Genomic DNA, 17,235 nt, shown 5'->3' with positions numbered 1-17,235 from the left:
GGAGACGTTCAGCTCGACGCCGGGGCGAGGTGTGACCGCTCGTGTCGACGGCCGTGTGATCGAGGTCGGCAGTCCGCTCCGGCTGCTGGTCGACGCCCAAGGCGAAGCCCTTGCCGCGGTGACCGAGCTGGAGGAGGTCGGGTACACCGCCGTCGTCGTACTCGTCGACGACAACCCGGCCAGGATCTTGGGCCTCTCGGACCGGCTGCGTCCCGGCGCCGCGTCGACGATCAGGCGGCTCACCGCTCTCACCGGCACTGAACCGGTGCTGCTCACCGGCGACAACCTTCGCGCCGCCACCCGCCTCGCCGCGGAAGTCGGCATCACCGAGGTTCGCGCCGGCCTGCTGCCCCAGGACAAGGTCGCCGCGGTGCGCGAGCTCGAATCGCGCGGCGCCAACGTGGTCCTGGTCGGCGACGGCGTCAACGACGCACCCGCGCTGGCCGCGGCGCACATGGGCATCGCGATGGGGCGTTCCGGAAGCGACTTGGCCTTGGACACCGCCGACGCGGTCGTCACCCGCGACGAGCTGACCGCGATTCCCGCTGTTCTCGGTCTGGCCGGGCGCGCACGACGGCTGGTCATTGCGAACCTGGTCATCGCCGCCACCTTCATCGGCGTTCTGGTGGCGTGGGATCTCTTCGGCACACTGCCGCTGCCGCTCGCCGTCGCCGGGCGCGAAGGATCCACCGTCCTGGTCGGACTCAACGGGCTTCGGCTTCTTCGCCGGGTCGCGTGGGATCGGGCGGTGGGGCCGCCGGGAGATCCCGGGAATGCCGGAGTGTGCTGAGAAGCGGGACCACGCCGTAGAGCCCGAAAAGCGCGGCGATGATCCAGAGCGCTGGACGGTTTCCGAGTAGGGAACCGAGAGTTCCCGCGGCGAGTGTGCCCAGGGGGATGGTGGCGTAGTTGAGGAATTGCATGCTGGCGCTGACCCGACCGAGCAGTGCGGGCGGGCAGTAGGCCTGCCGGAAGGCGATCACGATCACGGTGATGGCGACCAGACCGGCGCCCAGTATCGACACCCCGATGACCATCGGGATGAGCCCGGCCCCGGCGGTGGTCAGCGGAATCAGAATAGAGAACGGCGCCGTTCCCGCTGCCCAGACTTGGATCGCACGGGCAGTGCCGAGACGGTCCGCGGTGACGGGCGCGGCGACGGCGCCGAGGACACCGCCGACGCTGGTGGCGGCGACCACGAGGCCGACCATTCCCGGTGCGAGAGCGACGTCCTGGACCAGGAACGTGATCTGCAGAGTCTGCAAGCCGGTGTAGGCGACGTTTCCGGTGGCGCTGAACAAACTCAGCGTTCGTAGATAGGGGTCGTGAAGCGTGAATCGAAGCCCGGCGCGGATCTGCGACAGCATGCCCTGGCCGGACTCAACGCTACGTGGTCGCGGTTCCTGCACGCGGATGCGGAGCAGGCACAGCGCGGAGACGGCGAAGCTGAGCGCGTCCGCGAGCACGGCGATCGGAGGTCCGAGTACCTGGGCCAGCAGCCCGCCGAGGCCGCGGCCGGCGATCTGGGCGGCTTGTTCGCCGCCCTGGAGTTTCGAGTTGACGTCGACCAGGTTCGCCGCGGGGACCAGGGCGGGGACGTAGGCCCGGTACGCGGTCACGAACAGCACGGTCGACGCCCCGCCCAGAAACGCCACGACAAGCAGATGGGCAACGCTGAGTGCGTCGAATGCCGCGGAAACGGGAATGCTGGCCAACAGCAGCAGCGACACCGCGTCGCAGCCGAGCATGATCGGCCGACGGCGTAACCGGTCCACCCACACCCCGGCCGGAAGGCTGAGCAGCAGCCAGGGCAAGTAGGCGGCGGCGGTGAGCGCGCCGACGACGAACGGACCCGCGCCGAGCGTCGTGATCGCGATCAGTGGCAGCACCACGGTGGACACCGAACTGCCGAGCTTGCTGCTCGTTTCTCCCAGCCAGAGAAGACGAAAGCCGCGATGCCCTGTCGCCTGACTGGTCTCGCGCATGCCGACACCGCCGATATCACTGTCATTTATGCTGATGACAGTGACAGGCTAACAGGAAGGCATGACTGGTCAAATGAATTTTGACAGTTACTACGACGGGCCGGTGAGGACCGCCGTACTGTTGGTGAACGGCCTCACCGGCGGCCAGGAACGTGGCCGCGACCTCTCGCCTCCCGTCGGCGCCGCAATGCGGGAGGCGGCGACCGGGGCGCTGCGTTCGGCCAGTGAGATGTTCGAAACGCTTTCCCTGGTCAGTGCCGCGGAGGCCAGAGGGCTCGCTGATATGGCTGTCCGGCTTCGTGACGTGTTCGAGGCGGTCTCGGCCGGCGAGCCGGCCACGGCCACCTCGCGGATCAACGAGTTGCTCGCCGAGACGAGGACGGAACCGCGGCTCGTCACTCATGAGGGCCAGCCGTGGCCGCATCTGCACTTCGCCGGGCAACGCGGGGGAGTGGCCGCGGAATGGAGCGGCGCCTGCGCGGCCGCACTCGCCGTGGTCCTGGGCGGCGCGGGACGCGACAGGCTCGGCGTGTGCACGGCGGTCCGCTGCGACCGGGTCTACGTCGACACCTCGCACAACGGCACTCGCCGGTTCTGCTCGACGGCTTGCCAGAATCGCGTGAAGGCGGCGGCGTTCCGGGCGCGCGGCAAGGAGTCGCAGTGACTGCGGAGCACTGATCCGTTCGGACTAGGTGAAAGACACAGCCGGGCTATGAGGCCTGGTACTGGTTGGTTTGAGCCCTTCGGCGCAGGATCGAGGAACCGGTCCGACACCGACACAGCGTGGGGGAACACATGAACACCACCGCCAGCGCCAACGTCCGGGCACTCTTCGCGTGCCGGGGAATCGGCCTCGCCACCGCCAGTGAGCCGGACCTCGTGATCGATCGCTTCGACAACTGGGCCAACCAGTCCAGTGACGTCGTTTTCGGCTGCTTCACGGGCGCCTGCTGTACCGCGCCGCCCCTGGCCGAGGCCGCCTGACACCGGCGGACTTCAGGAAGTGGCAGCAGCCTTGTCCGGGGCGTCTTCTCGCTGAGACGCCTCGTGCAATGCGCGCAATTCGCGTAGCTCGACGAGAACCGTCGCCAGCGTGGCCGCCTGATCCTCATCCTGCCGCGGGGCCTCGTCGGGCGACGTTTGTGCCTGCATCGCGCTGACCGCGACCGCGATGAACAGGTTGAGCACGGTGAACGTGGTCACCACGATGTAGAGGGTGAAGAAGAGCGGAAACGACCCGGCGCATGCTCGGCACAATCGAGATCAGCCGCAGCGCGCGGAGGATCCTCAGCGCCCGCAACACCGAGAAGGCTCCCGAGGTCGGCAGGAGCGCGATCACCACGATCACCGTGTCGAACCAGTCCCACGGATCCCGGAAGAACCGGAGACCGTGCGCGTAGATCCTCGCGATCAGCTGGGCTGCTGTCCCGGGCCGCGGATGCTGGACGACTCGACGGGCCAGGCTGGGCCGAGATGGTGCGCGCCGCGGGTTTCGTTGTGGAGGCGGAGGGCGACGTCGGCTGGCTGCACTACGTCGTCGCGACCGCTCCCGCGATGGAGGAGTGAGTCAGCGAGCGTCCGCGGGCCAGCGTCGGTGATCGCGGTCGATGACGAATTCGTGGCTGTGCTGCCAAAGTCCGTCGCCGACCTCCTCGGCGTCGCTGAGGTGGGCGGAGTCGGTGTCGTGGTGGTGGGTGTGTTCCAGGAAGTGCGGGTCCCGGCGTGGCCACGACTTGGCCGCCAGGGCGAATCCGGCGAGGCCGAGGACGCCGAGCACGATCCAGGTCGTGGTGAACCCGGCCGCTGTGGCGAGCCAGCCGGCGATCGGGTAGGCGAGCAGCCAGCAGGCGTGCGACAGTGAGAATTGGGCGGCGAAGATCGCGGGCCGGTCGCTCGCGTGGCTGGAGCGGCGCAACACTCGTCCCACGGGCGTGAGGACCAGTCCGGTGCCGAGTCCGACGGCTGCCCATACCGCCAGCGCCGCGGTCCAGCGCCAGCCGCCGCTGTCCACTGTGGACAGTGCGATCGCGCCTGCCATTCCGGAAAGCAGGACGCCGCCACCGGTGAGCATGACCGTGCGTTCCGGAATCCGGTCCAGCACACGGGGAAGCAGGAGTGCGACGAGGATCGTGCCGATGCCGTTGCCCGCCAGCAGAAGCGCGACGTCGGCCTGCGAACGGCCGAGGGTGTCCTGGACGTAGTTGACCGTGTTGACCATGACCACGGACCCGACGGCGGCGACCACCAGATCCAGGCCCAGCGTTCCACGCAAGCGCGGCGTCGCGGCGAAGACCCGGATCCCCGCCAGGGTTCGATCCCAGACTCCGCCGCGATCACTACGGGTCGCGTCCGGAATCCGGGTACTCAGCACCAGTACCGCCGAGGCCACGAAACCGACCGACGTGCCGGTGAACAGCCAGTGGAACGACACCAGGCTGAGCACCGCGGCAGCCAGCAGCGGGCTCAGGAGGCTCTCCATCGTCGACGCCAGCTGCGACAGTGACAACGCCTTCGTGTAGTCACGTTCATCGGGCAGGATGTCGGGCAGGACGGCCTGGAAGGTCGGGGTGAACGAGGCCGACGCGGATTGCAGGACGACGATCAGGACGTAGATCTGCCACACCTGGTCCACAAAGGGCAGCGCCAGCACCACCAGGGCGCGAACCGCATCGAGGCTGACGAGGAACAGGCGCCTCGGCACCCGGTCGGCGTAGGCGCCCGCGAGCGGGGCGACGGTGACGTAGGTGATCATCTTGATCGCCAGCGCGGTACCCAGGACGGCACCGGCGTTCGCGCCCGCCAGGTCGTAGGCCAGCAGGCCGAGCGCTACGGTCGTCAAGCCGGTGCCGAACAAGGCGACCAGTTGTGCGCCGAACAGATGCCGGTAGTCCCGATGCCCGAACAGCGACACGCTTCACCTCTCCCGCCATAAGTGAACTCTCTGCCATGATAGGTGCTCATGTACGCACATGACAAATCCGATGATCAGTGGTCTGTGCTTCCGCCGGGCGACCAGGTCGATGCCGCGTCCACGTCGCTGCGGATGCTGGCCGATCCGACGCGGATGCGGATGCTGTGGCTGCTCAGCGGCGACGAGTACGACGTGGCGTCGCTGGCCGCGGCGGTCGCCATCGCCCGCCCGGCGGTGTCACAGCACCTGGCCAAGCTCAAACTCGCCGGATTGGTCAGCCAGCGTCGCGATGGCCGCCGGATCCTCTACCGCGCCCGCGGTGGGCATGTCCGCCGTCTCCTGGTCGAGGTCATGAACGCAGCCGATCACCACATCCACGGCATCCCCGACCACGACTGAGCGGTAGGGCGGATTTTCGCTTCAGGAACAGGAATCGCTCATGTCTTCAGATACTCTTCGGCGCGCCCGTGGCCCCTTGGTCAGTGGGGCCGTGGCGACCATGACGCTCGCTCCTGCCTCCCCGGCGCTGGCACACGGGATCGGTGATGATCACGCGGCCAAGGGCGTCTGGGAATTTGTCCCGCTCGGGATCGAGCACATGCTGCTCGGCTGGGACCATCTGCTGTTCGTCGCCGGGATCGTGCTGCTGGCCGGTGAGTGGCGCCGGGCGGCGAAGCTCATCTCGGTGTTCGTGCTCGGGCACAGCACGACGCTGATCGTCGCGACACTGGCCGGCTGGCAGTTCGACGCGGATCTGGTCGATATCGTCATCGCGTTGAGCCTGGTGTTCGTCGGGGTGGTCGGCTGGTTCGGCAGGCCCCGCGACTGGAGGGTCTTCGCCGCTGCTGTTCTGGCCTTCGGACTGGTGCACGGCCTGGGGCTCGCTACCCGTTTGCAGATCCTCGGCCTGCCGGAGAACGGCCTGATCTGGCGGGTGATCGCGTTCAACGTCGGTATCGAGATCGGGCAATTGCTGGCGATCGCGGTGATCGCGGGGAGTGGCGTACTCGTGGTCCGGTTGGTGAAGCGGGACAACGTCAAGGATCTGATCACTCGCGCTGCCCACGGCGGCCTCGTCGTTGCCGGGCTGGTCACGGCTACGGTGCTGGCCCTCGTCTCTACGGCTTCGCTATGAGTGATTCTCGCACTGTGGTGATGGCCCCGCCGTGGCTTAGGCTGCGCCCATGAACCGCCGTGCCTCTCGCCGCCCCCCGGGTGCTGCGAGTGGTGCGCGGGGGCTGCTTGGCGACGGCCTCGGCCGTGCTGGCGGTGGTGGCGCACGGCCTGGCCGGCGGTGGTGTCCCCGACACGGGTTTGACGCTGCTGCTGACCGCGCTGATCGGCTGGGTCGCCACCGCGGCGGCGGACCGCGGCCGCGGAGTGAGCGCGACGGTCGGCATTCTGGCGGTGGCCCAGCTGGCGATGGTACGGGCATTTGACTCACTACAGACCACTGAATGGCAGAAGGGCTAGGACCGCATCCGCAAAGAACGGGAACATCTAGGGCGGGTGTCGGGATCGAAGTCCTGCTCTTCGCGAGCCGACGACGGTCCCGCGCGGCGGCTTGTCGGCGGTGGTCGGTGTTCCGCATTTACCTGGCCGCCACTCGCGCGCATAGTCCCGTGAGGCGGATCCTGCTGCGGTGTGGTCGCTTGTCTGGCCGGGAAGCGCAGGATCTGCTCCCCTCACTCGGATTTCCTGAGCCATCAGCTCCGAGGGCGGCACACTGTGGCGCTGGCCGCCTTCGGCCCGAGACGGCGGCGGTGTGCCGGATGAGCCTCGCTGGACGAATCGGGCATGCTGTAGCGCGCGCACGATCGTCGGGGGAGAGGCACGGCATGACCGAGGTAGGGGAATTCGCTGTTCCGGAGCGGGTGGACAGCCCGGTCCGGCAGGCGGCGCCGTCCGGCAAGGTCGGCCGGTGGCTGATGGAGCACCGGGTTCAGCCGGTGGGGCCGGAAAGCAACGAGGAGCACGCCACCCCGCAGTCGTGGTGGAAGGTCATGTGCCTCACCGGCGTGGACTACTTCTCCACCCTGTCGTATCTGCCCGGTATCGCGGCGTTGGCGGCCGGCGCGCTCTCGCCGCTGGCGACGTTGCTGATCGTCGCGCTCACCTTGCTCGGCATGCTGCCGATGTACCGGCGGGTGGCGAAGGAGAGCCCGCACGGCCAGGGGTCGGTCGCGATGCTCGAAAACCTGCTGCCGTTCTGGCGCGGCAAACTCTTCGTCCTGATGTTGCTGGGTTTCGTCGCGACATCGTGGATCATCACGATCACGCTGTCCTCGGCGGATGCCACGGTGCACGCGCTGGAGAATCCGAACGTGCCGTCGTTCCTGCACGGGCACGCGGTGCTGATCACGGTGATCCTGCTGCTGATCCTGGGCGGGGTGTTCCTGCTCGGGTTCAGTGAGGCGGTCGGGGTCGCGATCCCGCTGGTGGCGATCTTCCTGGTGTTGAACGCGGTGGTCGTGGTCGCCGGGATCGGTGAGGTGCTCGCCGAGCCCGCGGCCCTGGACCGCTGGCTGGACGCGCTGACCTCCGGTGGTGGCGGGTTCGGCGGTGTCGTCGGGCCGGCGGTCCTGGCGTTCCCGTTGCTGGTGCTCGGCCTGTCCGGGTTCGAGACCGGGGTGAGCATGATGCCGCTGGTGGCGGCGAAGGGTGAGAACGCCGGGCAGCGGCTGGCGAACCGGATCCGCAACACCCGCAAGCTGCTCACCGCCGCCGCGCTGATCATGTCGGTGTATCTGATCGCGACCAGTTTCGTCACCACGGTCCTGATCCCGGCCGAGAAGTTCCAGCCGGGCGGCGAGGCGAACGGCCGCGCCTTGGCGTACCTGGCGCACGGACTGATGGGCGAGTGGGTCGGCACCGCCTATGACATCAGCAGCATCCTGATCCTGTGGTTCGCCGGGGCGTCGGCCATGGCCGGGCTGATCAACATCGTCCCCCGGTACCTGCCCGCCTACGGGATGGCCCCGGAGTGGGCCCGGGCCGTCCGGCCGGTCGTGCTGGTCTACACCGCGATCTGCATTCTCGTCACGATCATCTTCAACGCCGACGTCAACGCCCAAGCCGGCGCGTACGCCACCGGGATCCTCGCGATGATGGTGTCCGCCTCGGTCGCGGTGGCCATCTCCGCGGCGAAACGGCGTCAGCGCAAGGCCGCAGTCGCGTTCGCCGTCCTGACCCTGATCCTGCTCTACGCGCTGGTGGAGAACGTCATCGAGAAGCCGGACGGGCTCACGATTTCCGCGTTCTTCATTTTCGGGATCATCGCCGTGTCCTTGGTTTCGCGGGTCACTCGGACCACCGAACTGCGGGTGGACCACATCGAGTTCGACGAGCCCGCGCGCCGGTTCATCACCGAGTCGATCGCCCACGACGGCGCGCTGACCATCATCGCGAACCGCCGCCAGGCCGGCGACGCCGACGAATACCGGGCGAAGGAGGCCGAGCAGCGCGGCCTGAACCCGGTGCCGGGCGCCGCCGACGTCCTGTTCCTCGAAATCGACGTCATCGACCCGTCCGGCTTCAGCGACGTGCTGAAGATCCGCGGTGTCGAGGTCGACGGTTTCCGGGTCCTGCGGGCGGAAAGCCCCGCCGTGCCGAACGCGATCGCCGCCATCCTGCTCGCCTTGCGGGACACCACCGGCGTGCGTCCCCAATGCCACTTCGAGTGGAGCGAGGGCAACCCGCTCGGGCATCTGTTCCGCTACCTGATCCTCGGCCACGGCGACACCGCCCCGGTGGTCCGCGAGATCATCCGCACCAGCGAACGCGACCCGGCCCGGCGACCCGGCATCCACGTCGGCTGATCACAGTGGCGCCCCTGTATCGTCCCAGATAGACAGAAATTTCGGCCCCGTCGGCTGGTAAGTCAACCGACGGGACCTGACATGCCGATCGTCCGCGGCAGACCGGCAACCTGACCTCAGGGTGCCCACAATTTCGGTGATCGATGCGCCTAACCGCTCACTAATTGCGTCGGTGCCTCACTGTCCGTCGCGAGGATCGAGCGATGGCGAACCAGCGTCGGCCATTCACCTTGATTGCTCATTCCTGTAAGCGGTGGGACCGGCGCGACCGCCGGATCGGAAAGAAGTTCGCCCGCCAGCTGGAAGCGCACGGCTACCAGGTGATCGCCGGGGCCCGCGAGGTCTACGTGATGGGCTTGTGTCCGGGTGTGACGGCCACCGAATCCCAGCCGCACGGAGACGTCCCCGCCGGTCTGGTGCAGACCCCGGAGCGTGTCGTGCGAACGGCTCTCGCCGCCCTGCGGCGGCGCCGACGACCCACGGTCATCTCTGGACGGCGGAACACCTTCTTCGCCGCGGCCGCGCGGACCCTGCCGCGTAAGGCCGTGCTCGGCATCCTCGGCGGGAACTGACTCGGTGCCCGCGGTCTCATTCTGCGGGTGAGGTGGCTCCGTGCCTTACGCTGCACGCCATGGACCGCCACGCTTCCCGTCGCCCTCGCGCGCTGCGCTTGGCACGTGGTGCGTGGTTCGCGGCTGCGTCGGCCGCGCTCGCGGTCACGGCGCACGGGGTGGCCGGGGGAGGGTTCCCGGACGCGGGCTTGACGGTCTTGCTGACCGTCTTGATCGGCTGGGTCGCCACCGCGACGGCAGGCCGCGGACGTGGCCCGGTCGCCACGACCGGTGTGCTGGCCGTCGGGCAGCTGGCGATGCACGTCGTCCTCTCCGTGCCTCCCGTCGCCGACCATCATCCTCAAGCGGCGGTCGAGACAGATCCTTCGGCGATGTTCGTCGCGCACGGGCTCGCGATCCTGCTCACCGGCGTTCTTCTCACTTCGGCGGACACGGCGGCGTCGGCGATCTTGCGGTTGGTGTCGCCGATCGTGGTGGCCGCGCGTTGTTCGGCGCCGGTGCGGCCGGTGCTGTGGGTGCCGGTCGTCCCTGATGTCGTTCCCGGGCACGGTCTGCGGATTCTGCTGACCCGGCGTCGCACGCGCCGCGGTCCGCCCGCTGGTTCCTGATTCGTTCGAGCGCTACACCGTCCGGCCGGCTGGCCAGGACGGCTCTTCCCGATCCAGGAACAGGAATCCTCCATGTCTGCATATTTTCCGCTCCGTGCCCGTCGTGGCGCGGTGCTGGCGGGGGTCGTGGCGGGCGCGTCGCTTGTCACGGCGTCCCCGGCACTGGCGCACAGTATCGGGGGCACCGCCGCCGACAAGAACGTCTGGGAGTTCATCCCACTCGGTATCGAGCACATGCTGCTCGGCTGGGACCATCTGCTGTTCATCGCCGGGATCGTGCTGCTGGCGGGAGAATGGCGCCGGGCGGCGAAACTGATCTCGGTGTTCGTCCTCGGCCACAGCACGACGTTGATCATCGCGACCCTGGCCGGCTGGCAGGTGAACGCGACGGTGGTCGACATCGTCATCGCGCTGAGCCTGGTCTTCGTCGGGGTGGTCGGCTGGTTCGGCAGGCCCCGGGACTGGAAGCTGTTCACCGCCGCGGTTCTCGGGTTCGGTCTCGTGCACGGGCTGGGACTCTCGACCCGGCTGCAGGACCTCGGCTTGCCGGAGGAAGGCCTGCTGTGGCGGGTGATCGCCTTCAACGTCGGGGTCGAGATCGGCCAGTTGCTGGCGATCGGCGTGCTCACCGCGCTCGGGCTGCTCGTGGTCCGGTTCCTCAAACAGGAGAAGGTCAAGAACACCACGTCCCGCGCGGCCAGCGTGGGCCTGGTCGCTGCCGGGCTGGTCGCGGCCGTCGTGCTGACCATCACCTCGGCGACCAGCCCCGACGCGGAGGCGGCCGGGCCGTGCAGCACCGGCCCGACCCGGTTCCCGGTGAACGGTGCCGGGCAGCACCCGGACAAGAAGTTCTACGAACCGGCGGAGAAGACGCCGGACGACGACTTCGGCCATGTCATGGGTGACGGCTACGTCATCGTGCACTACGCGGCCACGATTCCCGTCGATCAGGTCGCCGCCCTGCGTCAGTTCATCACCGGGCCGGAGGGCAACCGCGTTGTCGGCGGCTCGGCCGTCCAGGCCGGCACCGTGGTGGCGCGGAACGCGTTCAGCACGCTCACCTGTTCCACAGTGGACATTCCCGCGCTGAAGGACTTCGCCAAGGAATGGTTCGCGGATCCGCGGTCCCGCCCGGCGCAGGGGTAACGCGAACGAGGCCGTGTCCGGAGCGGGGAAATCCGATCCGGACACGGCTGGCCACATGGTGGTCATCCAAGTCGGCACGCGTTCGGCCGAGCCTATTCTTTCCTGCGACCGCTACGCTTCTACGCGTGCGATTCGATGAAGGTGCGAGTCTCGACGTCTCCGAGGTCGACGATCAGCGTGGTGTCGGTGGCCGGGTGGCCATGGGCGGTGGCGGGCTCGGCGTGCTGGGCCTAGTGGTGTACTTCCTGTTCTCGCAGTTCGGTGGCGTGTCGCCGAGCGGGCCTGGGCTGGCCGGAATCGATTCGGGTCGGCAGACCGACAACTCCTCGCTCTCCTCGGAGTGCCGTACTGGCGCCGACGCGAACCGGAATCGTGATTGCGCCACGGTCGCGGTGATCAACTCGATCCAGGACTACTGGACCGCGCAGTTCGCCCGATCCGGGCAGACCTACCGCAAGGCGACCACGAACTTCTTCCGAGGCGGCGTGCGTACTGCCTGCGGCAACGCCTCCTCCGACGTCGGCCCGTTCTATTGCCCTGCCGACTCCGAGATCTACATCGACCTCGCGTTCTTCCAGGAGCTGCGCTCGCGCTTCGGCGCACAGGGCGGCCCGTTCGCCGAGGCCTACGTGCTGGCCCATGAGTACGGCCACCACGTGCAGAACCTCACCGGCACGTCGAATCGCGTCCGCAGCCGTAGCGGCCCAACCTCGGACTCGGTGCGGCTGGAGTTGCAGGCCGACTGCTACGCCGGCGTGTGGGCCAAGCACGCGACGACCACACCGGCCGAGAACGGCAAGCCGCTGGTCGCCGACATCACCCAAGACGACATCGACCGCGCCCTGGACACAGCCGCTCGCATCGGCGACGACTACATCCAGCGCAAACTGGGCAACGGCAGGGTGGACCAGTCGAAGTTCAGCCACGGCAGCTCGAAGCAGCGCGAGAAGTGGTTCACCACCGGCATCACCACCGGAGACCCGGCGCGCTGTGACACCTTCAGCACCCGCGACCTCGGATGAGACGAAGGTCGGCTGAGCCTTCGTGCAGTCAGGCGCGGGGGCGGGACTTGCGGCCGGTCACTTTGTTGTAGACGACCAGGACGATGATCGCGCCGATGACCGACCCGATCCAGCCGGCCGGCTGGAAGCCGCGGATGCCCACAGTGAGCAGGCCGAACAGCAGGCCGCCCACGACGGAGCCGACGACGCCCAGGACGATCGTGCGGAGCAGGCCGATGTCGTCCTTGCCCGGCACCAGGGCGCGCGCGATGAAACCGGCGATCAGGCCGAACAGGATCCAGCCCAGGATGGTCCAGAACATCGCTTCCCCTTGTGGTCGATCGGGTGAACAGACTTACGATACGAAGAACACTGCTTGGGTGCCAACCGGTGTTGATCAGTCATGAGGGCCGCGTGGCGACGGTATCCGTGATCGAGACATCGCAGCCCTCCGGGCTGTTGCGGGAAGCGCTGATGCGCAGGCCACCAGCAGCACCACCGCGGGCACGGCGGCGGATGGCGGCCCATGGGCCAGTAGCACCACGCACAAACCCGACCACACCGGCACCCCCATGGCTCAAGCCTAGCCAGGTAACACCTATGAGACCGAGCCATTTCGCCCGCGACGAGCTGTCGGCGGGGTCAGTTCACGATTCAGCGGTTTTCGATGGTGGTCTTGAAGCTGTCCAAGGCGACTTCGACGTGACGATCGAGGAAGCCGAGTTTGTCGGCGCCCTTCTCCACGAACCCCGTGGGTGCGACTGTCAGCTCTATGGTGATCCGCGTGTGGGCGTCGTCGACGCGGTGCACGGTGACGGAGCCGGTATGAGACGGTCCGGTCCGGCTTTCCCAGGCGATCCGGCTGTCGGCTCGCTGCTCGGTGATGGTGGCTTCGAAAGTTCGTTCCAGGCCACCGATCCTGATCATCCAGCGGGTGTGGACGTCATCGTGCTGCTCGACCCGTTTCACGCCTGGTACGAAGCGCGGGAGGTCGGAGAGCCGGGTCCACCGGTCGTACACGGTGGTCACATCGGCTTCGACCTCGACGGACTTGATGATCGTGCTCATCCGGGTGACAGATCCCTTCGTGAGTGACCGGGGTTAGCCGAGCGGTTCGTGATCACGGGGCATGCGCGCGAAATAAGCCTCACCAGTACTGCACGTCGACTGGGGCGGGACCCGGCTTCCGGTCTCGCCCCAGTCGATGTTCCGGGCCGGTCAGCCTTCGTCGTCTCCGCCGTCTTCGTCGTCGCCGTCGAGCATTTCGCCGAGCAGCATGCCGCCCACGACACCGCCGGCGACTCCGGCCACCACGCCGCCCATGCCGGGGCCGCGCCGCTCACGATGCCCATATCCGGGCTCCCCATATCCCGGCTGGCCGTAGCCCGGCTGGCCGTATCCGGCCTGCATCATGTGGGCTTGCCGGGCCTCCACGACTTGGGCGAGCCACTCGTGGATGCGTGCCGCCCAGTCTTGCCCCGCAGCCTCCTCATGCCCGGCCTGGAACCGCCCCTGGCCACCGGCGCCGAACGCACCCGCGTGCTGGTCGGCGTCCAGCAGCACTGTGACCTCGGCGGGCGTGGTGACCAGTGTCAGGGTGACCACCTGGACCCGGCCGGCGAACTGTCCTGAGGGGTAGAAGTCGAGCTGCTGGAAGAACGGCAGCTCTTGGCGCACCCCGTAGGCCTGCCCTTGCTGCACGATGGCGGATTTGAAGGTGAAGCCGAGCTGGCCGAAGCCTTCCAGTACCGCGTCTTGCGACGGAAGCGGTTCGACGATCACCGGGTCCAGGTCGCCCTTGTCGACCGCTTTGGCGATCGATACCTCGGTCCGCAGCCCCAGTTCCATGCCGGGCAGAGGTTGACCGGACACCTCGGTCACGGGGGTTTCCCAGGGGAGCGGGATGGTGAAGGGGATGGTGCGCTGTTCTTTCGCGGTCAACCTTGTCGCGCCCGCGACGACGACCCGGTGGAACTCTGTCTGTGACCGGCCGCCTCGGCCGTTGTGGACCTGGGTGGCCAGCGACAGCGCGATGTGCTCGATCTCGGCGTCGGCCTCGCCGCCGACCAGCCGCACCTCACCGGTCAGCGGGGCACCGGGCCGGCATCGCGGGTCGTTCAGCACCGTGTCGACCGAAACGCCTCCGACGCCGATCTTCTGCAGCATCTTCTTGAACACCATCCGAGATTCTTCTCCTTCAATCGTTTGTTACCGATCAACTACTGACAGTGGTGACTCTGGGGCATGGCACGGCCGGTGCGGCCGCGAGAGGCGGCGCATCACCAAGCGAAGCAAGGGTTTACGGGCCGATCAGCGCCCGCGATATCGGAGCAGCGGCTAGGTCAGGATCGTCGTCCACGTCCATGGCAACGTAACTGTACGGCGCATGGTTCCGGACAAAACCCCCAGACTTCTCACAGCGTGGAAACGGCTGGTCGCGCAGTGTCGCGTTCGGGGATTTCCTCGTCGCGTCGTGCGGCGGCGTCGTGCAGGGCGCGTAGTTCCCGGAGTTCGGCGAGTACGGCGGCAAGGGTGGCGGCTTCGTCGTCGTCTTGTTTGTCGGTGCGGCGGGAGGTCTGGGCTTCCATCGCGCTGACTGCCACGGCGATGAACAGGTTCAAGACGGTGAAGCTGGTGATGACGATGTAGGCGACGAAGAAGATCCACGCCACCGGTCGCTGGCTCATCACCGTGCGGGCCACCTCCGACCAGGCTTCCCCGGTCATCACCTGGAACAGCGTGAACAGGGAATCGCCGAGATCCCCGAAGTACTCCGGGGACACACCGCTGAACAGCTTGGTCGCCATCACCGCCGACACGTACAGCACCAGGACCAGCAACGCCGCGATCGACACCATCCCCGGCAGAGCGCCCAGCAACGCCGAGACCACCCGCCGCATGCTCGGCACCACCGAGATCAGCCGCAACGCCCGCAGAATCCGCAACGCGCGCAGCACGGAGAACGCGCCCGAGGTCGGGAGCAGCGCGATCGCGACGATCACCGTGTCGAACCAGTTCCACGGATCAGTGAAGAACCGCCAGCCGTGCGCGTAGATCCGCAGGATCAGCTCGAGCAGGAAGATGACCAGCACGGCCCGGTCCACCACGTGCAGGATCGAGCCGTATTCGGCCACCAGCGTCGGCGACGTCTCACACCCCAGCGTGATCGCGTTGACGATGATCACGCCGATGACCACCCGCTGGAACAACGGTGCCTCGACGACCTCGCGCAACCGTTCCCGCACACTCACCCGCGTTACTCCTCACCGACACGCCGACCGACAACGAAGAGCGAACCTATCGGGTGACCCGAGGCCGGTGTCACGGCAGGAGAGGGGCCAACCGTCCGGACGCGCCGGTGCCCGGGCACCGCAGGAGCCTCGCTAAGGTGCTCGCGTGGCTGCAGAGGGAAGTACACGGGCGGTTGTCACGGCGATGTTCGCCAATCTGGGGATCGCGGTGACGAAGTTCGTCGCGTTCCTGCTCACTCAGTCCTCGTCGATGCTCGCGGAATCCGTGCACTCGCTGGCCGACACCAGCAACCAGGCGTTGCTGCTGCTGGGCGGCAAGCGCGCGAAGCGGGCGGCGACACCGGAGCATCCGTTCGGCTACGGACGTGAGCGCTACGTGTACGGGTTCATCGTGTCGATCGTGCTGTTCAGCCTCGGTGGCTTGTTCGCCCTGTACGAGGCGTGGCACAAGTGGGCCGACCCGCACCCGATCGAGAGCTGGCAGTGGGTCCCGATCGCGGTCCTGCTTGTCGCCATGGCCATGGAGGGCTACGCGCTGCGCACCGCTGTGCTCGAGTCGAACCGGATCCGCGGGAAGCGCTCGTGGGCGCGGTTCATCCGCACCGCGAAAGCCCCGGAACTGCCGGTCATCCTGCTCGAGGACCTGGGCGCCCTGCTCGGCCTCGTGTTCGCGCTGGTCGGTGTCTCGATGACCCTGATCACCGGCGAAGGCCGCTGGGACGCCGCCGGTACCGCGATGATCGGCTTGCTGCTCGTCGCGATCGCCGCGATCCTCGCCGTGGAGATGAAGTCCTTGCTCATCGGTGAAAGCGCGAGCCGCGAACACCGGACCGCGATCGAGACCGCGCTGCCCGGCGACGGCGTCGACTCCGTCATCCATCTGCGGACCCTGCACCTGGGACCCGAGGAGTTGTTGGTGGCCGCGAAGATCGCAGTGCCGGCAGTGGTCAGCGGTGCGGATGTCGCCCGCGCCATCGACGCCGCCGAACAGCGCGTGCGGACCGCGGTGCCGATCGCGCGCGTCATCTATCTCGAACCCGACCTCCGGCGCCCGGCCGAAGAGCGGACACCGGGAACACGCTGATCGTCGGCAGCCCGTTCCTGTGGCGCGGGCTCATGCGCCGGTTCGGCGGCCTCTTTGAGCTCCTGTGGTCGAGGGAGCGGATCTCGTGGTTCCCGGTCATCCGCGTCGCCGCCGTCGGGTAATCGCCGGAACTCGATTCGCACGTACTCTCCGCGCGCGATCATGGTGCCGCCATTGGGTTCCTGCCCTACGACAATCCATGTTCCCGGCCACGTCAACGCTCCCAGCGACGGTCCGTCGAGATCTTTGGACGCGAGGACGAGCCCCAGCCGGTGTGTCGCCGCGCGGGCGTCGGGAACGGACAGTCCCACCAGATCGGGGACCCGGACTTCCTTGGCTGTCATCGACGCCGCCCCTGGTGCAGGGTGTCAGTGTGCGGCTGCCCGCGGCTTGCTGCCGGGTTGCTCACCGTCGATGTGGTCGGCGTGGAAGAGGGCCTGCTTGAGCAGCCTGCCGACGTGCTCGTTCGCGGCGGAGTAATAGACGAAGGTGCCTTCGCGGCGGCCTTTGACCAGGCCGGCGAGCCGGAGTTTCGCCAGGTGCTGGCTGACCGCGGTGGGGGCGGCGCCGGCGAGTTCGGCGAGGCAGGCGACCGAGGATTCGCCCTGCAGTAGCGCCCAGAGGACCTTGATCCGGGTCGGGTCGGCCAGCAGGCGGAAGGACTCGGCGGCCAGGTGTACCTGCTCTTCGTTGGGCATGTCGAAGTCCGGCAGTGACGTGTGCATGCGGCGAGCATACCTGGCTGCCCAGCTTTTTGCGTATCTGCGTGACTGCGTATATATGCTATCTGCGTGACTGCGGATGTGCGTGAGCGCGCGAGCCTTGCCGATCAGCCCGTGCCCCGGCGGCGGTGGGCAGG

The 17,235-nt window shown here is 67.8% G+C and carries 22 protein-coding genes; 12 read left to right on the top strand and 10 right to left on the bottom strand.

Annotation, left to right across the window (positions count from 1 at the left end):
- Positions 1–31: 31 nt before the first annotated feature.
- Positions 32–790, top strand: a complete 759-nt coding sequence (locus AC0685_RS38305) for an HAD-IC family P-type ATPase (RefSeq protein WP_478229969.1) — start codon at positions 32–34, stop codon at positions 788–790.
- Here the strand turns inward: AC0685_RS38305 and AC0685_RS38300 are convergent.
- Positions 705–1,985: an MFS transporter gene (locus AC0685_RS38300; RefSeq protein ID WP_478229968.1), complete on the bottom strand. Its 1,281-nt coding sequence runs from the start codon at positions 1,983–1,985 to the stop codon at positions 705–707. The genes AC0685_RS38305 and AC0685_RS38300 overlap by 86 nt on opposite strands.
- Before the next feature lie 103 nt (positions 1,986–2,088).
- Between AC0685_RS38300 and AC0685_RS38295 the strand changes: the two genes are divergently transcribed.
- Both AC0685_RS38295 and AC0685_RS38290 read left to right on the top strand, forming a co-directional pair.
- Positions 2,089–2,649: a CGNR zinc finger domain-containing protein gene (locus AC0685_RS38295; protein WP_478229967.1), complete on the top strand. Its 561-nt coding sequence runs from the start codon at positions 2,089–2,091 to the stop codon at positions 2,647–2,649.
- A 131-nt stretch (positions 2,650–2,780) separates the two neighbouring features.
- Positions 2,781–2,969, top strand: coding sequence for a hypothetical protein (locus tag AC0685_RS38290; protein ID WP_478229966.1), 189 nt, complete (start codon positions 2,781–2,783; stop codon positions 2,967–2,969).
- A 12-nt stretch (positions 2,970–2,981) separates the two neighbouring features.
- Here the strand turns inward: AC0685_RS38290 and AC0685_RS38285 are convergent, their stop codons facing one another.
- The 3 genes from AC0685_RS38285 to AC0685_RS38275 all read right to left on the bottom strand — a co-directional run bounded on the left by AC0685_RS38285 (position 2,982) and on the right by AC0685_RS38275 (position 4,896).
- Positions 2,982–3,191, bottom strand: coding sequence for a hypothetical protein (locus AC0685_RS38285; RefSeq protein ID WP_478229965.1), 210 nt, complete (start codon positions 3,189–3,191; stop codon positions 2,982–2,984).
- Positions 3,094–3,387 (bottom strand): ion transporter, encoded by a 294-nt coding sequence (locus tag AC0685_RS38280; RefSeq protein WP_478229981.1) that lies wholly within the window; start codon positions 3,385–3,387, stop codon positions 3,094–3,096. The genes AC0685_RS38285 and AC0685_RS38280 overlap by 98 nt, the downstream gene beginning before the upstream one ends.
- Before the next feature lie 165 nt (positions 3,388–3,552).
- Positions 3,553–4,896 (bottom strand): MFS transporter, encoded by a 1,344-nt coding sequence (locus AC0685_RS38275; RefSeq protein ID WP_478229964.1) that lies wholly within the window; start codon positions 4,894–4,896, stop codon positions 3,553–3,555.
- A 48-nt stretch (positions 4,897–4,944) separates the two neighbouring features.
- Here AC0685_RS38275 and AC0685_RS38270 point away from each other — a divergent pair, with 48 nt between their 5' ends.
- The 8 genes from AC0685_RS38270 to ypfJ all read left to right on the top strand — a co-directional run bounded on the left by AC0685_RS38270 (position 4,945) and on the right by ypfJ (position 12,062).
- Entirely contained in the window at positions 4,945–5,295 is a 351-nt protein-coding gene (locus AC0685_RS38270) for an ArsR/SmtB family transcription factor (RefSeq protein WP_478229963.1), read from the top strand.
- Between the two features lie 100 nt (positions 5,296–5,395).
- Positions 5,396–6,031, top strand: coding sequence for a HupE/UreJ family protein (locus AC0685_RS38265; RefSeq protein WP_478229962.1), 636 nt, complete (start codon positions 5,396–5,398; stop codon positions 6,029–6,031).
- A 92-nt stretch (positions 6,032–6,123) separates the two neighbouring features.
- Positions 6,124–6,369 carry a hypothetical protein gene (locus AC0685_RS38260; RefSeq protein ID WP_478229961.1) on the top strand — a complete coding sequence of 82 codons (246 nt, stop codon included), beginning with the start codon at positions 6,124–6,126 and terminating at the stop codon, positions 6,367–6,369.
- Between the two features lie 365 nt (positions 6,370–6,734).
- The gene (locus AC0685_RS38255) at positions 6,735–8,714 is read left to right on the top strand and encodes an APC family permease (protein WP_478229960.1); all 1,980 of its coding nucleotides are present in this window, start codon (positions 6,735–6,737) and stop codon (positions 8,712–8,714) included.
- A 203-nt stretch (positions 8,715–8,917) separates the two neighbouring features.
- Positions 8,918–9,286: a hypothetical protein gene (locus AC0685_RS38250; RefSeq protein WP_478229959.1), complete on the top strand. Its 369-nt coding sequence runs from the start codon at positions 8,918–8,920 to the stop codon at positions 9,284–9,286.
- A 59-nt stretch (positions 9,287–9,345) separates the two neighbouring features.
- The gene (locus AC0685_RS38245; RefSeq protein WP_478229958.1) at positions 9,346–9,894 is read left to right on the top strand and encodes a hypothetical protein; all 549 of its coding nucleotides are present in this window, start codon (positions 9,346–9,348) and stop codon (positions 9,892–9,894) included.
- Between the two features lie 72 nt (positions 9,895–9,966).
- Positions 9,967–11,040 (top strand): HupE/UreJ family protein, encoded by a 1,074-nt coding sequence (locus AC0685_RS38240; protein ID WP_478229957.1) that lies wholly within the window; start codon positions 9,967–9,969, stop codon positions 11,038–11,040.
- A gap of 125 nt (positions 11,041–11,165) precedes the next feature.
- The gene (gene ypfJ / locus AC0685_RS38235; protein ID WP_478229956.1) at positions 11,166–12,062 is read left to right on the top strand and encodes a KPN_02809 family neutral zinc metallopeptidase; all 897 of its coding nucleotides are present in this window, start codon (positions 11,166–11,168) and stop codon (positions 12,060–12,062) included.
- A gap of 28 nt (positions 12,063–12,090) precedes the next feature.
- On the opposite strand, the gene AC0685_RS38230 is transcribed toward ypfJ, so the two are convergent.
- The 4 genes from AC0685_RS38230 to AC0685_RS38215 form a co-directional block, all read right to left on the bottom strand.
- A complete protein-coding gene (locus AC0685_RS38230) occupies positions 12,091–12,363 on the bottom strand; it encodes a GlsB/YeaQ/YmgE family stress response membrane protein (RefSeq protein WP_478229955.1) in 273 nt (90 codons plus the stop codon).
- 332 nt (positions 12,364–12,695) lie between these two features.
- On the bottom strand, positions 12,696–13,109 hold the full coding sequence (locus AC0685_RS38225; RefSeq protein WP_478229954.1) for an SRPBCC family protein: 414 nt from the start codon (positions 13,107–13,109) through the stop codon (positions 12,696–12,698).
- Positions 13,110–13,259: 150 nt separating this feature from the next.
- Positions 13,260–14,222 (bottom strand): sporulation protein, encoded by a 963-nt coding sequence (locus AC0685_RS38220; protein ID WP_478229953.1) that lies wholly within the window; start codon positions 14,220–14,222, stop codon positions 13,260–13,262.
- A gap of 233 nt (positions 14,223–14,455) precedes the next feature.
- A complete protein-coding gene (locus AC0685_RS38215) occupies positions 14,456–15,292 on the bottom strand; it encodes an ion transporter (RefSeq protein WP_478229952.1) in 837 nt (278 codons plus the stop codon).
- A gap of 145 nt (positions 15,293–15,437) precedes the next feature.
- On the opposite strand from AC0685_RS38215, the gene AC0685_RS38210 reads away from it, so the two are divergent.
- Complete coding sequence (locus tag AC0685_RS38210) at positions 15,438–16,376, top strand: cation diffusion facilitator family transporter (RefSeq protein WP_478229951.1); 939 nt, start codon at positions 15,438–15,440, stop codon at positions 16,374–16,376.
- On the opposite strand, the gene AC0685_RS38205 is transcribed toward AC0685_RS38210, so the two are convergent.
- Both AC0685_RS38205 and AC0685_RS38200 read right to left on the bottom strand, forming a co-directional pair.
- Positions 16,319–16,720, bottom strand: a complete 402-nt coding sequence (locus tag AC0685_RS38205) for a PASTA domain-containing protein (protein ID WP_478229950.1) — start codon at positions 16,718–16,720, stop codon at positions 16,319–16,321. The two genes, AC0685_RS38210 and AC0685_RS38205, sit on opposite strands and share 58 nt — an antisense overlap.
- 24 nt (positions 16,721–16,744) lie before the next feature.
- Complete coding sequence (locus AC0685_RS38200; protein WP_478229949.1) at positions 16,745–17,101, bottom strand: ArsR/SmtB family transcription factor; 357 nt, start codon at positions 17,099–17,101, stop codon at positions 16,745–16,747.
- Positions 17,102–17,235 lie beyond the last annotated feature (134 nt).

It is taken from the genome of Amycolatopsis sp. NPDC043889, assembly GCF_056435645.1.
This window is presented reverse-complemented; position numbering and strand designations above follow the sequence as displayed.